Source organism: Variovorax sp. FW301-JW7, assembly GCF_058788795.1.
In genome coordinates this window covers 24,681-40,647 of record NZ_JBYTBC010000004.1, presented here as the reverse complement: position 1 = coordinate 40,647, position 15,967 = coordinate 24,681, and the positions used below count along the sequence as shown (strand labels likewise).

Sequence of the window (15,967 nt, the reverse complement as noted above, 5' to 3'; positions counted from 1 at the left end):
AAAGCTCCTGGACAACGGTGAAGTCAGACGGGCCCGAACTCGGGCGGGTAGAAGGTCTGCGAGGCCTTGCGCATGAAGGCGCCGGCGGGGTTGTTGGCGATCGCGCCGGTGCCGGTGAGCCCGAGGAACTTGCCGGTCGAGCGGGCGTTCGCGAAGTCGAAGAAGAACACCGACGCGACCGGAATGAGGAACTCGCGGAAGGTGAAGACGTACTGGTCGTCGTCGAACTTCCAGTAGCTCGCCAGGTCGACGTCGCCATGGCCGCGCTGCACGCCCACGAGGCACTGCCAGGCGTAGCGCTCGGCGCTCAGGTAGGTGTGTTCGTAGGTGTGGTTGGGGCTGTAGGTCTGCCAGGTGCGCAGGCCGATGAGGTCGCGCGTGGCGTGCGGTGCGCTGCCCGTTGCAGTGCCGCCTTCGAGCGTGCCGGGCCAGAAGTCCTGCGGCACGCGGGGCTGGCCCGCGGCCTCGTCGGCGTTGATGATGCGGCAGCGGATCGCGAGCACGCGGCGCGTGCGCGTGTTGAGGACCACGGTCAGCGCCTCGCTCGGGCGGCTGGCCTGCGTGATGTCGAGGAAGAAGGTGTCGGGCGCGACCTCGATGGCCTCGTACCAGTCACCCTGGCCTTCGCCCCCGCGTGCGCCGTCTTCGTGCCAGTCGAGCGTGTGCTGCGCGCGCGGCTGCAGCGTGAGCTGGAAGCCGGGCAGCGCGAGCCGCAGCGTCTGGCCGGCGAGCGCGTCGGTGGCGGGCAGGCGGTTGGTTGCGATGCCGAGCGCGAACTGGTCGTAGGTCTTCCAGTCGGCGGGCTTGGTGGTGTCGGTGCTCATGGTGCGGCCCCTTTCAAGCGTCGTGCGCGAAGGCGATGGTGGGCAGGTCGACCGCGGACGCGCCGCCATCGACCATCAGCGAACTGCCGCTGACCATCGCGGCCAGCGGCGAGGCGAGGAACAGCACGGCGTTCGCCACGTCGTCGGGGCTGGCGGCGCGGCCCATGGGCACGTCGCGCGTGACGAGGGCGTAGGCCGCGTCGGCATCGGGCAGGCGGTACTTGTCGACGAGCACCTGCATCTGCTCGTCGGCCATCTCGGTGCGCACCCAGCCGGGGCACACGGCGTTCACGCGCACGCCCTGCTGTCCGTAGTCGCGCGCCAGCGAACGCACGAGGCCGATGAGCGCGTGCTTCATGGTCACGTAGCCGACCACGCCCGGCCCCGCGAAGTGGCCCGCGAGCGACGAGAGCACGACGATGTTGCCGCGCCGCGCGATGAGCTCGGGCAGCAGCTCGCGTGCGCAGACGAAGGCGGTGTCGAGGTTCAGGCGCGTGGACAGCGCCCACGAGGCGTCGTCGGTCGAAAGCGCATCGCCCACGCCGTGGCCGCCCGCGTTGGCGACCAGCACATCGACGCCGCCGAAGCGTTCGCGCGCGGCGGCCAGTGCGCGCTGCACGTCGGAAGTGTTCGCCGCATCGCCCGCCACCGCGAGCCCGCCAAGCTTTGACGCCACCGCTTCGAGTTGCGCGAGGCGACGCCCCATCAGCACCACGCGGCCACCCGCCGCGACGAACTGCGCGGCCACCGCCGCACCGATGCCGGTACCGCCGCCGGTGATGAAGGCGACCTTGCCGGTCATGGAATCTGTAGCACGCATTCGCTCTGTCTCCTTGTTGGAAAGGACTCTAGGTTTCAGTGCGCTTCGGCGATTGACCGAGCGCGCAACTTCAGTTGCCCGACAGCGCGAAGTCCGCGCAGCGTTCGGCCAGCATCACGGTGGGCGCGTTGGTGTTGCCGCTGACGAGCGAAGGCATCACCGAGGCATCGCACACGCGCAGCCTGGCCACGCCGTGCACGCGCATGCGCGCATCGACCACGGCCATGGCGTCGCGGCCCATGCGGCAGGTGCCGCTCGGGTGGTAGACGGTCTTGGCGCGCTCGCGCACGTAGGCCTCGAGGGCCTCGTCGGACATCTCGTCGGCGGCCGACGGCGCCAGCTCTTCGGACACCACCTCGCGCAGCGCCGGCGCGCGCAGGATGCGGCGCGCCAGCTTCACGCCGCGCACCAGCGTGTCGACGTCGGCCTGCGCCTGCAGGTAGCCGCCGTCGAACAGGATCGGCGCCATCGGGTCGGCGCTGCGCAGCGCCGCCTTTTCCCCTCCCCCCCTCCCCACGCGCCCGCGCGACTGCGGGCGCAGGAAGCAGGGGTTGATCGACAGGCCGTGGCCGGCCAGCGGTTCGCGGTCGACGTCGCCCACGAGCACGGGCAGCACATGGAACTGCAGGTCGGGCCGGCCCTCGCCGGTGGTGTCGACGAAACCGCCGCTCTCGACCACGTTCGACGTGAGCAGGCCGGAGCCGAACATCATCCATTGCAGGCCGTGCTTCAGCGCCGCCAGGCCACGGTCGTTGCCCAGCAGGCTCACGGGCTCGCGCGTGCGGCCGTAGACCGACACCTCCAGGTGGTCCTGGAAGTTCTCGCCCACGCCGGGCAGGTCTTTCACCACCGGCAGGCCCAGCGCCTGCAGCTGCGCACCAGGGCCGATGCCCGACAGCAGCAAGAGCTTGGGCGAGGCGAGCGCGCCGGCCGAGAGGATCACTTCGTCGCGCGCGGTGGCGACCACCTCTTCGCCGCTGCCGTCGCGGCCCGTGCGGTAGACCACGCCGGTGGCCGCGCCGTCCTGCGTGAGCACGCGCAGCACGTGCGCGCCCGTCACCACGGTGAGCTTCGGGTCGTCGCGCACGGCCGCGAGGTAGGTGGCAGCGGTGCTCGCACGGCGGCCTTCGAAGGTGGTGGTCTGGTAGAAGCCCACGCCGGCCTGGGCGGCGCCGTTGAAGTCGTCGTTGTAGGCCAGGCCGCTTTGCTGCGCGGCGCGCAGGAAGGCCAGGCTCAGCGGATGGCGAAAGCGCGTGTCGCTCACCTTCAGCGGCCCGTTCGTGCCGTGCAGCTCGCAGGCGAAGCGCGCGTTGCCCTCGGCCTTGCGGAACCACGGCAGCACGTCGCGCCAACCCCAGCCTTCGCAGCCCTGCGCCTCCCAGCCGTCGTAGTCGGCCGGCGTGCCGCGCACGTAGACCATGGCGTTGACCGAGCTGCCGCCGCCCAGCGTGCGGCCCTGCGGCACGAACATCTTGCGGCCGGCGGCGGCGGGCTGCGGCTCGCTCTCGTAGGCCCAGGTGCGCTCGGTGCCGATCACGCGCACGAAGGTGGCGGGCATGTGGATGAAGCGGTCGTCGTCGGGCGGGCCCGCCTCCAGCAGCAGCACGCGGCGCCCGGCGCGCACCAGCCGGTGCGCCAGCACGCAGCCGGCCGAGCCGGCGCCCACCACCACCACATCGAAAACCTGCTGCGCCATGTCCGTTCCAGACTGAAGTTGTTGTCGGGAACGGATGCTCGCGGCTGGCGCGCGCCCTGGCGCATCGGGGCGGGTTGATGCAACGCAAAGTGCGCTGTCGGTCAACAGACGATCAATGCGGGGGCCCTGCGACAATCGGGCCATGCCTTTCGCCCCTTTGCAAAACGACACCTTCCTGCGGGCCTGCTGGCGCCAGGCCACCGATCACACGCCCGTCTGGCTCATGCGCCAGGCCGGCCGCTACCTCCCTGAATACGTTGCCACGCGCGCCAAGGCCGGCAGCTTCATGGGGCTGGCCACCAACACCGACTACGCCACCGAGGTCACGCTGCAGCCGCTGGCGCGCTACCCGCTCGACGCGGCCATCCTGTTCTCGGACATCCTCACGGTGCCCGACGCGATGGGCCTGGGCCTGTCGTTCGAGGCCGGCGAAGGCCCGCGCTTTGCGCGCCCCGTGCGCGACGAAGCGGCCGTGGCCGCGCTCGAAGTGCCCGACATGGACAAGCTGCGCTATGTGTTCGACGCCGTGGGGTCGATCCGCAAGGCGCTGAACGGCCGCGTGCCGCTCATCGGCTTCTCGGGCAGCCCGTGGACGCTGGCCTGCTACATGGTCGAAGGCGCGGGTTCGAGCGACTACCGCCTCGTGAAGAGCATGCTGTACGGCCGCCCCGACCTGATGCACCGCATCCTCGCGGTCAATGCCGACTCGGTGGCCGCCTACCTCAATGCGCAGATCGACGCCGGCGCGCAGGCCGTGATGATCTTCGACAGCTGGGGCGGCGTGCTCGCCGACGGCGCGTTCCACGAATTCAGCCTGGCCTGCACCGCGCGCGTGCTCGCCGGCCTGAAGCGCCACGGCCCCGACGGCCAGCCGGTGCCGCGCATCGTCTTCACCAAGGGCGGCGGCCTGTGGCTGGGCGCCATGCGCGCGCTCGACTGCGAAGTGCTCGGCGTCGACTGGACCGTGAACCTGGCCGCCGCGCGCCGCCTCGTGGCCGAAGGTGCCGAGGACAAGGCCAAGGCGATCCAGGGCAACATCGATCCGAACGTGCTGTTCGCCCCGCCCGCGGCCATCGAGGCCGAGGTCGGCAAGGTGCTGCAGGCCTTCGGCAAGCCCCACACCGACCGCACCACCGCGGGCCCGACGCACATCTTCAACCTGGGCCACGGCATCAGCCAGTTCACGCCGCCCGACCACGTCGCGGCGCTGGTCCAGGCGGTGCACGACCAGTCGCGCGCGCTGCGCACTTGAGCTAACAAATGTGAACTGCCGACCGCCCGGTTGGCAGGCTCAGCGCCCCCCTGAAAGCCAGTCGCCCGGCGTTTGTCAAGCCCTAAAACGGCCCCGGACGCCCGACTTATGCACAAAACGCGTGTTGCACTGCGCAAGATTATCTGAGGGGCCGTTGGTTCTGCTCCTAAACCAATAGCGACGCTAAGTGGTTGATTTATATAGGGTTTGATTTTTGCTTTTTTTGCAGGCATTCCAGCGGAAGCCTTGAAAATCAAGGCTTCGGCGACTATCCAGCCGTCTTGTCAACAAAGTTATCCACAGAAACTCTGGATGACCGCCAAAGCGCTGTGAAATCAACAACTTAAGCGGTCTTGCTCCAAAACGCATTAACAAACCTTGCCAAAAAGGACGCCCAGCCCCTCCGCCGAATCGCCGCCCGAAGCCGGCGCGCCAACGGTCACATCCGCCACAAACGTCTCCTGCCCCTGGCGACTCGACATCGCGGTGCAGACGCCCGCGCATGCGGCGCTCGGTGACCTGCTGAGCTACGCCGGCGCCGAGCCGCTGGTGCCGGGCACGCTGGTGCGGGTGCCGCTGGGCAAGCGCGAGGTGCTGGGCGTGGTCTGGAACGAGCCGACCTCGCTGGAGGGTGCCGAGCCCGACATGGCGCTCAAGCCCGTGGGCGCGGCGCTCGACGCGCTGGCGCCGCTGGGCGAGGCCTGGCGCGACCTGGTGGCGTTTGCCGGGCGCTACTACCAGCGCTCGATCGGCGAGATCGCGCTGGCCGCCCTGCCGCCGCAGCTGCGCGACCTGAGCACGACGCAGCTGGCGCGCCGGCTCAAGCGCAAGACCACGGCCGGGCCGGTGGCCGAGACGGCCGAATCCGCGAACCTGATCGCCCTCTCCGAGGAGCAGACGGCCGCGCTGGCCCGCATCGAGGCCGAGACCGGCACCTTCCTGCTGGTGGGCAGCACCGGCAGCGGCAAGACCGAGGTCTACCTGCGCTGCGTGGCCAACCTGCTGGCGCGCGACCCGGAGGCGCAGGCGCTGGTGATGGTGCCCGAGATCAACCTCACGCCGCAGCTCGAAGCCCGCTTCAAGGCGCGCTTCGGCGACGAGGCCGTGGTGTCGCTGCACAGCGGCATGACCAACCCGCAGCGGCTGGCGAGCTGGCTGGCGGCGCACAGCGGCGCCGCGCGCATCGTGCTGGGCACGCGCATGGCGGTGTTCGCGTCGATCCCGGGGCTGAAGCTCATCGTGGTCGACGAGGAGCACGACCCGAGCTACAAGCAGCAGGAAGGCGCGCGCTACTCGGCGCGCGACCTCGCCGTGTGGCGCGGCCAGCGCGAAAAGGCCAAGGTGATCCTGGGCTCGGCCACGCCTTCGCTCGAGAGCTGGCACCAGAGCCGCCCGCCCGAGGGCGACGACCCGGGCGGGCGCTATGTGCGGCTGGCCATGCCGTCGCGCATCGGCGCGGGCGCGCTGCCGGCGGTGCGGCTGGTGGACATGAACCTGCAGCCGCCGAAGACGGTGATCTCGGGCGCGTTGCTCGACGCCATCGGCCAGCGCATCGCGCGCGGCGAGCAGAGCATGATCTTCCTGAACCGGCGCGGCTATGCGCCGGTGCTGGCCTGCGGCGATTGCGGCTGGAAGAGCGAATGCCCGCACTGCAGCGCCTACCGCGTGTTCCACAAGATCGACCGCACGCTGCGCTGCCACCACTGCGGCTTCACCGAGCGCGTGCCGCGCGCCTGCCCGGCCTGCGGCAATCCCGACATCGCGCCCGTGGGCCGCGGCACCGAGCGGCTCGAGGAGCACCTGGCCGAGCTGTTCGCCGGCGTGAAGCATGCGGACGGCAGCGCGGTGCGCATCGCGCGCATCGACGCCGACAGCACCAAGAAACAGGGCGCGCTCGAATCGCAGCTCGCCGCCGTGCACGCGGGCGAGGTCGACGTGCTCGTGGGCACGCAGATGATCGCCAAGGGCCACGACTTCCGCCGCATCACGCTGGTGGCCGCCGTGAACCCCGACGGCGCGCTGTTCTCCAGCGACTTCCGCGCGCCCGAGCGCTTGTTCAGCCTGCTGATGCAGTCGGCCGGCCGCGCGGGCCGCGACGCCGCCTACCTCGCGGCGCAGGGCGCCAAGGCCGAGATGTGGATCCAGACGCACCATGCGCCGCACCCGCTGTTCGCGGCGCTGCGCCGGCATGACTACGAAGCCTTCGCCAAACAGCAGCTGGAGGAGCGCCAGGCCGCCGCCATGCCGCCGTTCGCGTTCCAGGCGCTGGTGCGCGCCGACGCACGCGAGCAATCCGTCGCGCAAGGCTTCCTGAACCTCGCGGCCGACCAGGCCGAGGCGCTGCCCGGCGCCGACCTGGTCACGCGCTACCCGGCGGTGCCGCTGGCGATCCAGCGCGTGGCGAACGTGGAGCGCGCGCAGATGCTCATCGAAAGCCCCTCACGCGCCGCGCTGCAACGCCTGCTGGCCGCCTGGCAGCCGCTGCTGCACGAACTGCGGCGCACGCCCGAGGGCAAGGGCGTGATCCGCTGGCTGGTGGACGTGGACCCGCACAGCATCTGAGCGAGGCGCGCGGACGCCTGCCTCAGCGCGGGCGCAGGATGCGGTTGCGCAGGCCTTCGGGCTTGTGCAGCAGGGGCGCGGCGGGACCGGCGATGGCACGCTTGGCGAGGCGCCCGGGGGGCACGGGGGGGCAGGCCCCCGAGACCTGGTGCGCCAGTGCGGCGGCCAGGCGCGCCTCCTGCGGATCGCCGAGCGCACGGCTGAAATCGTCGGGGACGAAGCAGGTGGGCGCGAGGCCGTCCGGGTAGTCGCCGAAGCCCTTGGCGTTCACACCCTGGAACTGCACGCTGAAGTAGGTGGTGCCGCAGTTGTCCTGGGGATAAAAGCCGTAGGGCTTGCCGCAGGTGGTGTCGCCGATCTGGATCACATCGATGTCGATGCCACGCAGGCCGTTGATGAACGCCTCGCTGGCCGAGCAGGTGTCGGGGCCCGTGAGCACGTAGACGCGCCGCAGGTCGAGGCTGGGCAGGGGAAGGGGCGGGTCGATGGGAGAAAGAAAGCCCAGGGTGGTGGCCCAGAACGGCGTGGGCAGGATCGGCTCGTCAAACACCGGATCGCGTTCGGTGTGCTTGTTGTTGTAGCGCAGAGATTCGAAGGTCTTGCCGCGCGTCTTCGCCTCGCCGGCGACCATGAAGGCCAGTTGACTGGCCAGGGCCAGGTAGCCGCCGCCGTTGTAGCGCAGGTCGACGACCAGTTCGGTCGGCTGCACCACGCGCAGTTGCTCGATGGCGGCCTTCAGTTGCAGTTCCGCCGTCCCGATGTGGTCGTTGAACTGCAGGTAGCCGACCGTGTGGCCCGCGCTGTTCGGGAAGCTCCTGACATTCTGGACAGGGGTCGAGACCACCGGGACGGCCCTCAGCGTGATGTCGCGCGGAGTGTTGCTGCCCGCGTCGACGACGGTGAACCGCGTGGACGTCCCCGGTGCAGCGCCAAAGAGCGCCGCGTTGAGGGCATCGATGCCTTCCTGCGTGTTGTTGTTCACGAAATCGACGCCGTTGACCTCGAGCACCCGGGCGCCGCGCCGCAGATCGACCCCCGGCATGGCCGCGGGCGAGCCGGGCTCCACATAGGCCACGCGCAGATCGCGTGGCGGGTAGGGGTCGAGCATCGCCCACTGCGCGCCGTATCCGACGGACGAGCCGGCGCCCGAGAGCGCATTCCACTCCTCGGTGGTGTAGGTGAAGTGGAACTGGTCCTTGTCCCTGCCTGACGGCGTCACGGCGTAGGTCTTGAGCAGGTCGAAATAGTCGGCCGTGGCGTAGCGCGCGGGGTCCAGGTCCGGGACCTCGTCGTACCAGAGGTAGGTGTCGTTGACCCATGCGCGCAGCCAGTTGTTCTCGTCGAGCGTGCGGCCGGCCTTGTCGGCGAAGGGCTTGCCGTCGTAGTCGGTGCCGGTGCGCGGCGCCGCGCAGCGGTCCTTGTAGAGGCTCGCGGTCCGAAACACGCCCTCGACCCAGGGCACGTTGCGCAAGGCATCGCCTTCGTCGGGCACGTCGGGCGGCGTCGTGGGTGGGGTGGTGGCAGGCGGCGGGGTGGCCGTGCCGCTGTTCGGCCAGAAGCTGACGCCAGAGCCCCCGTCTCCCCCGCCGCCGCAGGCGACGAGCACGGCCGTCGGAACGGCCAGCAGCAGAAGACGGGCGAAACGAAAACGTGGGGAGACAAGAGACACGGCGAGATTCCTGGAGGGCGGTAAGGCGCCGCCATCCTAGGAAGCTCTGCGCTGCAGCGCATTGGACCAAAGTCCTATGCGCGGCACGAACGCGTCGTGCCGATCATCAGTGGTAGCCGGTGGGCTCCTTGCCCATGTCGACGTAGCGCAGTTCGTTGTGGCGTCGCCGCGCGACGCTGATCGGCCAGGCGAACACGACGAGGCTCAGCGCGGCGAGCGCGAGCGCGGCAGCGGTGCCGAGCGTGCCGGCATGCCAGAACCAGCCCACCGCAGCGAGCCAGGCCAACCACATCAGGATGCGAACCAGTATTGCCATCGAGCGCCCCATTCACACCTTGGACTCGGAACCACTGTAGCAGCGCAACTGCATACGCAAGCATTCATCTGAAGAGATAACGCACGCTATGCCTTAAGACATGCCCTGGGATTACCCCGAAATAATCTGCAAAAAGAGTTGACGGTACCCCCGGCCTTGCACAAGCTGTGCCTGTGCGGTTCCATCGCCGGGTCCGCGGTGTTTCGTGCCCGTTCGCTTGATGTAAAGGTCGCCGTGAAATCGTCGTCTCTTCTGGCTGGGGTCGTTGTTGCTGTCGCCGTGTCGCTGTCGTGCCTTGCTGTTGCAGGGTCCGCGGGCGCGGCGGAGCTCGAACTGCAGGGTCGTCGGCTGGTGGTGTCGGGCACGCTCGACGGCAGCAAGGTCAAGGCCTTCACCGAGCACCTGGGCAGCGGCACGGTGCGCACCGTGGTCTTCGAAGACTCGTTCGGCGGCACCGCCGAAGCGGCCGGTGCGTATGCCGACGCGATCCGCGAGAGCGGCGTGCAGACCGAGGTGCGCGGCCATTGCATGGCGGCCTGTGCCTATGCGTTCCTGGCCGGCAAGACGCACCGCTTCGGACGCGGCCTGCAGGTCAACGGCATCCTGGTGCCCGTGGCGACCCGTCCCACTGCGGCCGAGCTGGCGGTGCGCTGGCGCGGCGAGGAGGCCCGCAAGACACTGGCCGACTTCACGCCCGCCCCTGCCACCACCGACGCGGCACGCCCGATCGAAACCAGCGCCGCGGCACCCGCGCCCAAGGACAACTGGCAGCCCGACCACGGCGTGCTCTTCACGGCCAGCCCGACACTGTTCGGCCGCGTCTACAACACCTACTACTGCGACGGCACGCAGGGCCGCGACTTCTCGAAGTGCGAGCGGCTGTCGGATGCCGATCCGTACAAGCTGGGCGTGCTGACCGAGTAGCGGCCCCGGTCAGCGCAGCGCGCCGACCGCCACCGGGAAGGTGAAGAAGGCCGCCACCGTCGTCCACAGGATGATGCGGGCGATGCGCCCGTTGTCGGCGCCGAAGCGCTCGGCCAGCATCGACACGTTGCTCGCGCTCGGCAGCGCCGCGACCAGCACGATCACCACCAGCGCCGACGGGGCCAGCGGCAGCCCCAGCGCGATCGCGCCGCGCCCCAGCGCCCAGACCGCCAGCGGGTGCAGCACCAGCTTCACGAGCACCACGGGCAGCACGTCGGCCAGCGGCGCCTTCGGCGCGGGCCCGGCGCCGGTGCCCATCGCCGCCGCGACCATGGCGCTGGCACCGTGCTCACGCGCCAGCAGCGCCGAGCGCGCCAGCACCGCGCCGATGGTGAAGAGCGCCACGGGCGAGGCCGCGTCGGCCAGCATGGCGATCGTGCGTTCGACCGGCCCGGGCAGCGGCCAGCGCACCGCCGACAGCAGCACGCCCAGCAGGATCGACCACGGCATCGGGTTCACGAGGATGCCGCGCAGCGCCTTGCGCGCGGCCAGCGTGGCGCCATGGCGGCCTGCGCTGCCGGCACCGTCGAGGCGCGACAGCGCGATGCACAGCGACGAGGTCACGACCAGGTCGAACGCGATGGTGATGATGATCGGCCCGGCCGCCTGCGCGCCCAGCAGCGCCACCAGCAGCGGCACGCCCATGAAGCCGGTGTTCGGAAAAGCCGCCACCAGCGCGCCGAAGGCCGCGTCGTTCCAGCCGATGCGTGCATTGCGCGTGAACAGCACCACGCCCGCCACCACGGCCAGCGCGCAGATGCCCCAAATCAGTGCAACGCTGCCGTCCAGCAGCTGCGCGATGGGCGTGCCCGCACCGAAGCGCAGCAGCATGCAGGGCAGCGCGAAATACAGCACGAAGGTGTTGAGCCCCGGAATCGCCTCCAGCGGCAGGATGCGGGTGCGGGCGGCGACGTAACCGGCCGCGATCAGGGCGAAGAAAGGAAAAGTAACAAGGAAAACAGGCAGCACGCCGGCATTGTCGTCCTCCTTCGTCGCGCGATGCCCGCTGACACGGGCGGCCGCAGCCGGGCCCGTATCATTGCCCGCTTTGCGACGGCCGCGCCCTGCGGCCCCCTCCTGCGTTTTCGCGTTCCCGCTTTCCCGGTTCCCCTCCCCCATGTCCCACGGTCTCAATCTCGCCCAGCAAGAAGCGGTCAACTACATGCACGGTCCCTGTCTGGTGCTCGCAGGCGCGGGCTCGGGCAAGACGCGCGTGATCACGCACAAGATCGGCCGGCTGATCCAGTCGGGCCTGAAGCCCGAGCGCATCGCGGCCATCACCTTCACGAACAAGGCGGCCGCCGAAATGCGCGAGCGCGCCAAGGACCTGATCGGGCGCGATGCGCGCAAGGTGGTGGTGTGCACCTTCCACGCGCTGGGCGTGCGCATGATGCGCGAAGACGGCCACGTGCTGGGCCTGAAGAAGGCCTTCAGCATCCTGGACGCCGACGACGTCACCAAGATCTTGAAAGACTGCGGCGGCACCGTCGACATCGCCACCGCCCGCATCTGGCAGTGGACGATCAGCAAGTGGAAGAACATGGGCCTGAACGCTGCGCAGGCCGCGGCCGCCGCGGTGGACGACAACGAGCGCATCACGGCCGAGATCATGGTCCAGTACGAAGAGCGGCTGCAGGCCTACCAGAGCGTGGACTTCGACGACCTCATCGGCATGCCGCTGAAGCTGCTGTACGAGTTCCCCGAGGTGCGCGCCAAGTGGCAGGCCATGCTGGGCCACATCCTGGTCGACGAATACCAGGACACCAACGCCACGCAGTACGAAGTGCTCAAGGCACTGGCCGGCGAGCGCGGCCAGTTCACGGCCGTGGGTGATGACGACCAGTCGATCTACGGCTGGCGCGGCGCCACGCTGGACAACCTGAAGAAGCTGCCGGTCGACTACCCGACGCTCAAGGTCATCAAGCTGGAGCAGAACTACCGCTCCACCAGCGCCATTCTTCGCGCGGCGAACAACGTGATCGGCCCCAACCCCAAGCTGTTTCCGAAGACGCTGTTCTCGGAACTCGGCGAAGGCGAGCCGGTGCGCATCGTCGATGCCGACACCGAGCTGCACGAGGCCGAGCGCACGGTGGCGCGCATCATCAGCCTGCGCGCGGGCGACACGGTGTCGCAGGGCAAGCAGTACAAGGAGTTCCGCGACTTCGCGATCCTGTACCGCGCCAACCACCAGGCGCGCATCTTCGAACAGGCGCTGCGCAAGGCGCAGATCCCGTACAAGGTGTCGGGCGGCCAGAGCTTCTTCGACCGCGCCGAAATCAAGGACCTGTGCGGCTGGTTCCGCCTGTGGGTGAACAACGACGACGACCCGGCGTTCCTGCGCGCCATCACCACGCCCAAGCGCGGCATCGGCCACACCACGCTGGCCAGCCTGGGCAGCTTCGCGAGCCAGTACAAGCTGAGCCTGTTCGCGGCGCTGTTCAGCCCCTCGCTGCCGAGCGTGATTCCCAAGCGCACGCTCGACGGCGTGCACGAGTTCGGCCGCTACATCAACGACCTGGAGTACCGCGCGCGCCGCACCATGGGCGCCGAAGCCTCGCGCGCCTTCATGCTCGAGTGGCTCAAGGAGATCGACTACGAGCGCCATCTGTACGAAGGCGAAGACAGCGAGGCCGCCGCCGCCACGCGCTGGACCAACGTGCTGGAGTTCGTCGACTGGATGTCGCAGCGCGCCGGCGGTTCGCTCGACGACGCCTCGGGCGCCGACGACACGAACCCGAACGAGCACAAGAGCCTGCTCGAGGTGGCGCAGACCATCTCGCTGCTGTCGACCATCAGCGAGCGCGAGCAGGACCAGAACGTGGTCACGCTTTCGACGTTGCATGCATCGAAGGGCCTCGAATGGCCGCACGTGATGCTCATCGGCGTGACCGAGGGCCTGCTGCCTTTCAAGCTCGACGACGACAACGGCCGCCAGAAGGTGGTGAGCGACGAGACCACGCAGCGCCTGCAGGAAGAGCGCCGCCTCATGTACGTGGGCATCACGCGCGCCCAGCGCAGCCTGGCCGTGAGCTGGACCAAGAAACGCAAGCAGGGCCGCGACATGGTGCCCTGCATGCCGAGCCGCTTCATCGCCGAGATGGGCCTGGACAAGGCCACGACCAAGGAAGACCCGCGCGAGAAACTGAAGGCGCTGCGCGCCGAGTTCGCACGCAAGGCGCAAGACAGCGCGGCCAAGGCCGCCGCCACGCCATGAGGACGACGGCGACGGTCGCAGTCGCGCTGCTCGCCACCGCCCTCGCGGCCGGTTGCGCAACGCCCCGCGACCCCAACTGCCCCGCCGACGCACGCGAGCTGCCGCTGCAGGCGCTGTACGGCCAGTGGGACGCCCGCTTCGACGACCTGCCCGGCACGGCCGTCGTGCAGCTGGGCAAGCACCCCGAATACGCCGGCGTGCGCGGCACCATCACGCGCCACGCCGATGCCTCCACAAAGACGACCGTCGCGCAGCTCGCGGGCGATGTCGACGACGAGGGCGCGCTGTCCATCGACGAATCGCTGGACGGCCGCGCGATCAGCGGCGTCTGGTCGGGCACGCTGCAGCCCGGCGCCTGCGGCCGCGAGTTTCGCGGCACGTGGCGCGACGCCGCGACCGAGCGCACGCACCCGTTCGTGCTGCGCAAGACCGTCGCACAGGAAGGAAAGCCATGAAGACGACACGACGACACCCTGCTTCTTTGTTCGATCTGCGCACCGTCGCCGCCGTGGCCGCGTGCCTCGGCGCCGCATCTGTCGCACAAGCACAAGCCGTCGACAAGCCCGCCAGCCCGCTGGCCGATGCACAGCTCACCTGGCAACAGTGCGCCGCGCTCGGCGCGAACAACGAGGCACGCCTGGCCTGCTACGACCGCTGGTCGCAACAACAGACACTGCCCTCGGTGTCGGTGCCCGTGGCGCCGCCCGTGCTCGCGAGCACGCAGCCGCCGGTGGACGGCACGATCCCGGCCACGCGCGTGGTCTCGGTCGCCACCACCGAAGGCTGCCGCGACCGCCAGTACTCGACGCTGTCGCGCTTCTGGGAACTCGAGAACGCCACCGACTGCGGCACCTTCGGCTTCCGCGGCTACCGCCCGCTCACCGTGTCGGCCTCGGCCGCCACCGACAGGCCCCAGCCGCCCACCTCGCCGTCGGCCGGCCACACGGCCGAGCCCGTGGCCTACCAGGCCAACGAGATGCGCATCGGCCTGTCGGTGCGCACCAAGCTCGCGCAGGGCATGCTCACGCAGAACGACCCGGTCAAGAAAGACTCGCTGTGGTTCGCGTACTCGCAGCAGTCGACCTGGCAGCTGTTCAACGGCGCGATCTCGCGGCCCTTCCGCACCACCGACCACGAACCCGAGCTGATGTATGTCTACCCGACCGACTTCAAGCTGCCCGGCGGCTGGCGCTGGCGCTATGCGGGCGTCGGCATCGTGCACCAGTCGAACGGCCAGAGCCTGCCGCTGTCGCGCAGCTGGAACCGCGTGTACCTGATGGGCGGCGTGGAGCTGGACGACCGCTTCACCATCACCGGCCGCGTCTGGAAGCGCATGTCCGAAAGCGCCGCGAAGGACGACAACCCCGACATTGCCGACTACATCGGCCGCGCCGAAGTCACGGGCCGCTGGAACCTCAACCGCGACAACCAGCTGGGCCTCACGGTGCGCAACAACCTGCGCGACAGCGGCCGCGGCTCGGTGCGCCTCGAATGGCTGAAGGCCATCGGCGACCCGACCAAGAGCAACCTGCGTTTCCATACGCAGCTGTTCCATGGCTACGGCGACACGCTGGTGGACTACAACCGCAAGCGCACGGTGCTGAGCATCGGCCTCAGCCTCGTCGATTTCTGATCTTCCTCACTTCCCGAGCCCCACAGATGAGTGCAGACCTCTCCCCCGTCGATGCCACGCAGCGCGAGATCATCGCGGCCCTGCACGTGGCGCCCGTCTTCGATGCCGCCGCCGAACTCGCGCGGCGCACCGACTTCCTTGCCGACTACCTGCGCAGCACGGGCCTGAAGACGCTGGTGCTGGGCATCAGCGGCGGCGTCGATTCACTGACCGCCGGCTGCCTCGCGCAGCGCGCGGTCGAGACGCTGCGTGCCGAAGGCCGCGACGCCACCTTCATCGCGATGCGCCTGCCCTACGGCGTGCAGCGCGACGAGGCCGAGGCGCAGGCGGGGCTGGCGGTGATCCGCCCCGACCGCCTGCTGACGGTGGACATCCGCCCCGCCGCCGATGCGATGCTGGCCGCGCTGCGCGCCGGCGGGCTGGCGTTTCGCGACGCGGCGCACGAGGACTTCGTGCTCGGCAACATCAAGGCGCGCCAACGCATGATTGCGCAGTTCGCAGTGGCCGGCGCGCACGACGGGCTCGTGATCGGCACCGACCACGCGGCCGAAGCGCTCATGGGCTTCTTCACCAAGTTCGGCGACGGCGCGGCCGACATCACGCCGCTCACCGGCCTCAACAAGCGCCGCGTGCGCGCGGTGGCGCAGCTGCTGGGCGCGCCCGATGCGCTGGTCTACAAGGTGCCCACGGCCGACCTGGAGTCGCTGGTGCCGGGCAAGCCCGACGAAGACGCCTTCGGCGTGAGCTACGAGCAGATCGACGATTTCCTCGAAGGCAAGCCGGTGTCGGCCGCGGCGCGCGCGGTGATTGTGTCGACGCACCGCAAGAGCGCCCACAAGCGGGCACTGCCGGTCGAGCCGCCCGTACTGAAGTGACGCATTCCGCGTGACAAACGGATCACATTGAAGTCCCCGAAAGGGATGCTTCGATGCATATGTAAAGCATCGAACGAAAAAAAGTCGCGAAATGCCAGCCTGAGAGGGAGTTGATTAACCTT

Annotated in this window: 12 protein-coding genes and 1 pseudogene; 7 read left to right on the top strand and 6 right to left on the bottom strand. The window is 69.5% G+C overall.

Translation table 11 applies throughout. From position 1 onward, the window contains the following. Positions 1–23: 23 nt before the first annotated feature. The 3 genes and pseudogenes from AC3WQM_RS12045 to AC3WQM_RS12035 all read right to left on the bottom strand — a co-directional run. Positions 24–824, bottom strand: coding sequence for a MoaF C-terminal domain-containing protein (locus tag AC3WQM_RS12045; protein ID WP_492678929.1), 801 nt, complete (start codon positions 822–824; stop codon positions 24–26). A gap of 13 nt (positions 825–837) precedes the next feature. After that, positions 838–1,644 carry an SDR family NAD(P)-dependent oxidoreductase gene (locus AC3WQM_RS12040; RefSeq protein ID WP_492678927.1) on the bottom strand — a complete coding sequence of 269 codons (807 nt, stop codon included), beginning with the start codon at positions 1,642–1,644 and terminating at the stop codon, positions 838–840. 79 nt (positions 1,645–1,723) lie between these two features. Next, positions 1,724–3,340, bottom strand: a pseudogene (locus AC3WQM_RS12035) (GMC family oxidoreductase); the annotation flags it as partial. 142 nt (positions 3,341–3,482) lie between these two features. Between AC3WQM_RS12035 and hemE the strand changes: the two are divergent. Both hemE and priA read left to right on the top strand, forming a co-directional pair. Further along, entirely contained in the window at positions 3,483–4,592 is a 1,110-nt protein-coding gene (gene hemE, locus AC3WQM_RS12030) for a uroporphyrinogen decarboxylase (RefSeq protein WP_492678925.1), read from the top strand. Positions 4,593–5,072: 480 nt separating this feature from the next. Then, on the top strand, positions 5,073–7,154 hold the full coding sequence (gene priA, locus AC3WQM_RS12025; RefSeq protein ID WP_492679786.1) for a replication restart helicase PriA: 2,082 nt from the start codon (positions 5,073–5,075) through the stop codon (positions 7,152–7,154). A gap of 22 nt (positions 7,155–7,176) precedes the next feature. On the opposite strand, the gene AC3WQM_RS12020 is transcribed toward priA, so the two are convergent. Next, the gene (locus tag AC3WQM_RS12020) at positions 7,177–8,823 is read right to left on the bottom strand and encodes a S41 family peptidase (RefSeq protein WP_492678923.1); all 1,647 of its coding nucleotides are present in this window, start codon (positions 8,821–8,823) and stop codon (positions 7,177–7,179) included. Between the two features lie 106 nt (positions 8,824–8,929). Continuing rightward, positions 8,930–9,139 carry a hypothetical protein gene (locus AC3WQM_RS12015; protein WP_489060899.1) on the bottom strand — a complete coding sequence of 70 codons (210 nt, stop codon included), beginning with the start codon at positions 9,137–9,139 and terminating at the stop codon, positions 8,930–8,932. A 279-nt stretch (positions 9,140–9,418) separates the two neighbouring features. Between AC3WQM_RS12015 and AC3WQM_RS12010 the strand changes: the two genes are divergently transcribed. Beyond that, positions 9,419–10,063, top strand: coding sequence for a hypothetical protein (locus AC3WQM_RS12010; protein ID WP_492678921.1), 645 nt, complete (start codon positions 9,419–9,421; stop codon positions 10,061–10,063). 9 nt (positions 10,064–10,072) lie between these two features. Here the strand turns inward: AC3WQM_RS12010 and AC3WQM_RS12005 are convergent, their stop codons facing one another. Beyond that, positions 10,073–11,092 (bottom strand): AEC family transporter, encoded by a 1,020-nt coding sequence (locus AC3WQM_RS12005; protein ID WP_492678919.1) that lies wholly within the window; start codon positions 11,090–11,092, stop codon positions 10,073–10,075. A 148-nt stretch (positions 11,093–11,240) separates the two neighbouring features. Here AC3WQM_RS12005 and AC3WQM_RS12000 point away from each other — a divergent pair, with 148 nt between their 5' ends. From AC3WQM_RS12000 to nadE, 4 genes are read left to right on the top strand one after another with little or no spacing between them, the layout of a single operon-like run. Next, positions 11,241–13,337, top strand: a complete 2,097-nt coding sequence (locus tag AC3WQM_RS12000; RefSeq protein WP_489060894.1) for an ATP-dependent helicase — start codon at positions 11,241–11,243, stop codon at positions 13,335–13,337. Continuing rightward, positions 13,334–13,792: a hypothetical protein gene (locus AC3WQM_RS11995; RefSeq protein WP_492678917.1), complete on the top strand. Its 459-nt coding sequence runs from the start codon at positions 13,334–13,336 to the stop codon at positions 13,790–13,792. The genes AC3WQM_RS12000 and AC3WQM_RS11995 overlap by 4 nt, the downstream gene beginning before the upstream one ends. After that, positions 13,789–14,970: a phospholipase A gene (locus AC3WQM_RS11990; protein ID WP_492678915.1), complete on the top strand. Its 1,182-nt coding sequence runs from the start codon at positions 13,789–13,791 to the stop codon at positions 14,968–14,970. The genes AC3WQM_RS11995 and AC3WQM_RS11990 overlap by 4 nt, the downstream gene beginning before the upstream one ends. 26 nt (positions 14,971–14,996) lie before the next feature. Then, positions 14,997–15,845: an NAD(+) synthase gene (gene nadE, locus AC3WQM_RS11985; protein ID WP_492678913.1), complete on the top strand. Its 849-nt coding sequence runs from the start codon at positions 14,997–14,999 to the stop codon at positions 15,843–15,845. Positions 15,846–15,967 lie beyond the last annotated feature (122 nt).

Coding starts and splice junctions, on each gene's coding strand:
- AC3WQM_RS12045 (WP_492678929.1), bottom strand. CDS start 824: ATGAGCACCGACACCACCAAGCCCGCCGACTGGAAGACCTACGACCAG.
- AC3WQM_RS12040 (WP_492678927.1), bottom strand. CDS start 1,644: ATGCGTGCTACAGATTCCATGACCGGCAAGGTCGCCTTCATCACCGGC.
- hemE (WP_492678925.1), top strand. CDS start 3,483: ATGCCTTTCGCCCCTTTGCAAAACGACACCTTCCTGCGGGCCTGCTGG.
- AC3WQM_RS12015 (WP_489060899.1), bottom strand. CDS start 9,139: ATGGCAATACTGGTTCGCATCCTGATGTGGTTGGCCTGGCTCGCTGCG.
- AC3WQM_RS12000 (WP_489060894.1), top strand. CDS start 11,241: ATGTCCCACGGTCTCAATCTCGCCCAGCAAGAAGCGGTCAACTACATG.
- AC3WQM_RS11995 (WP_492678917.1), top strand. CDS start 13,334: ATGAGGACGACGGCGACGGTCGCAGTCGCGCTGCTCGCCACCGCCCTC.
- AC3WQM_RS11990 (WP_492678915.1), top strand. CDS start 13,789: ATGAAGACGACACGACGACACCCTGCTTCTTTGTTCGATCTGCGCACC.
- nadE (WP_492678913.1), top strand. CDS start 14,997: ATGAGTGCAGACCTCTCCCCCGTCGATGCCACGCAGCGCGAGATCATC.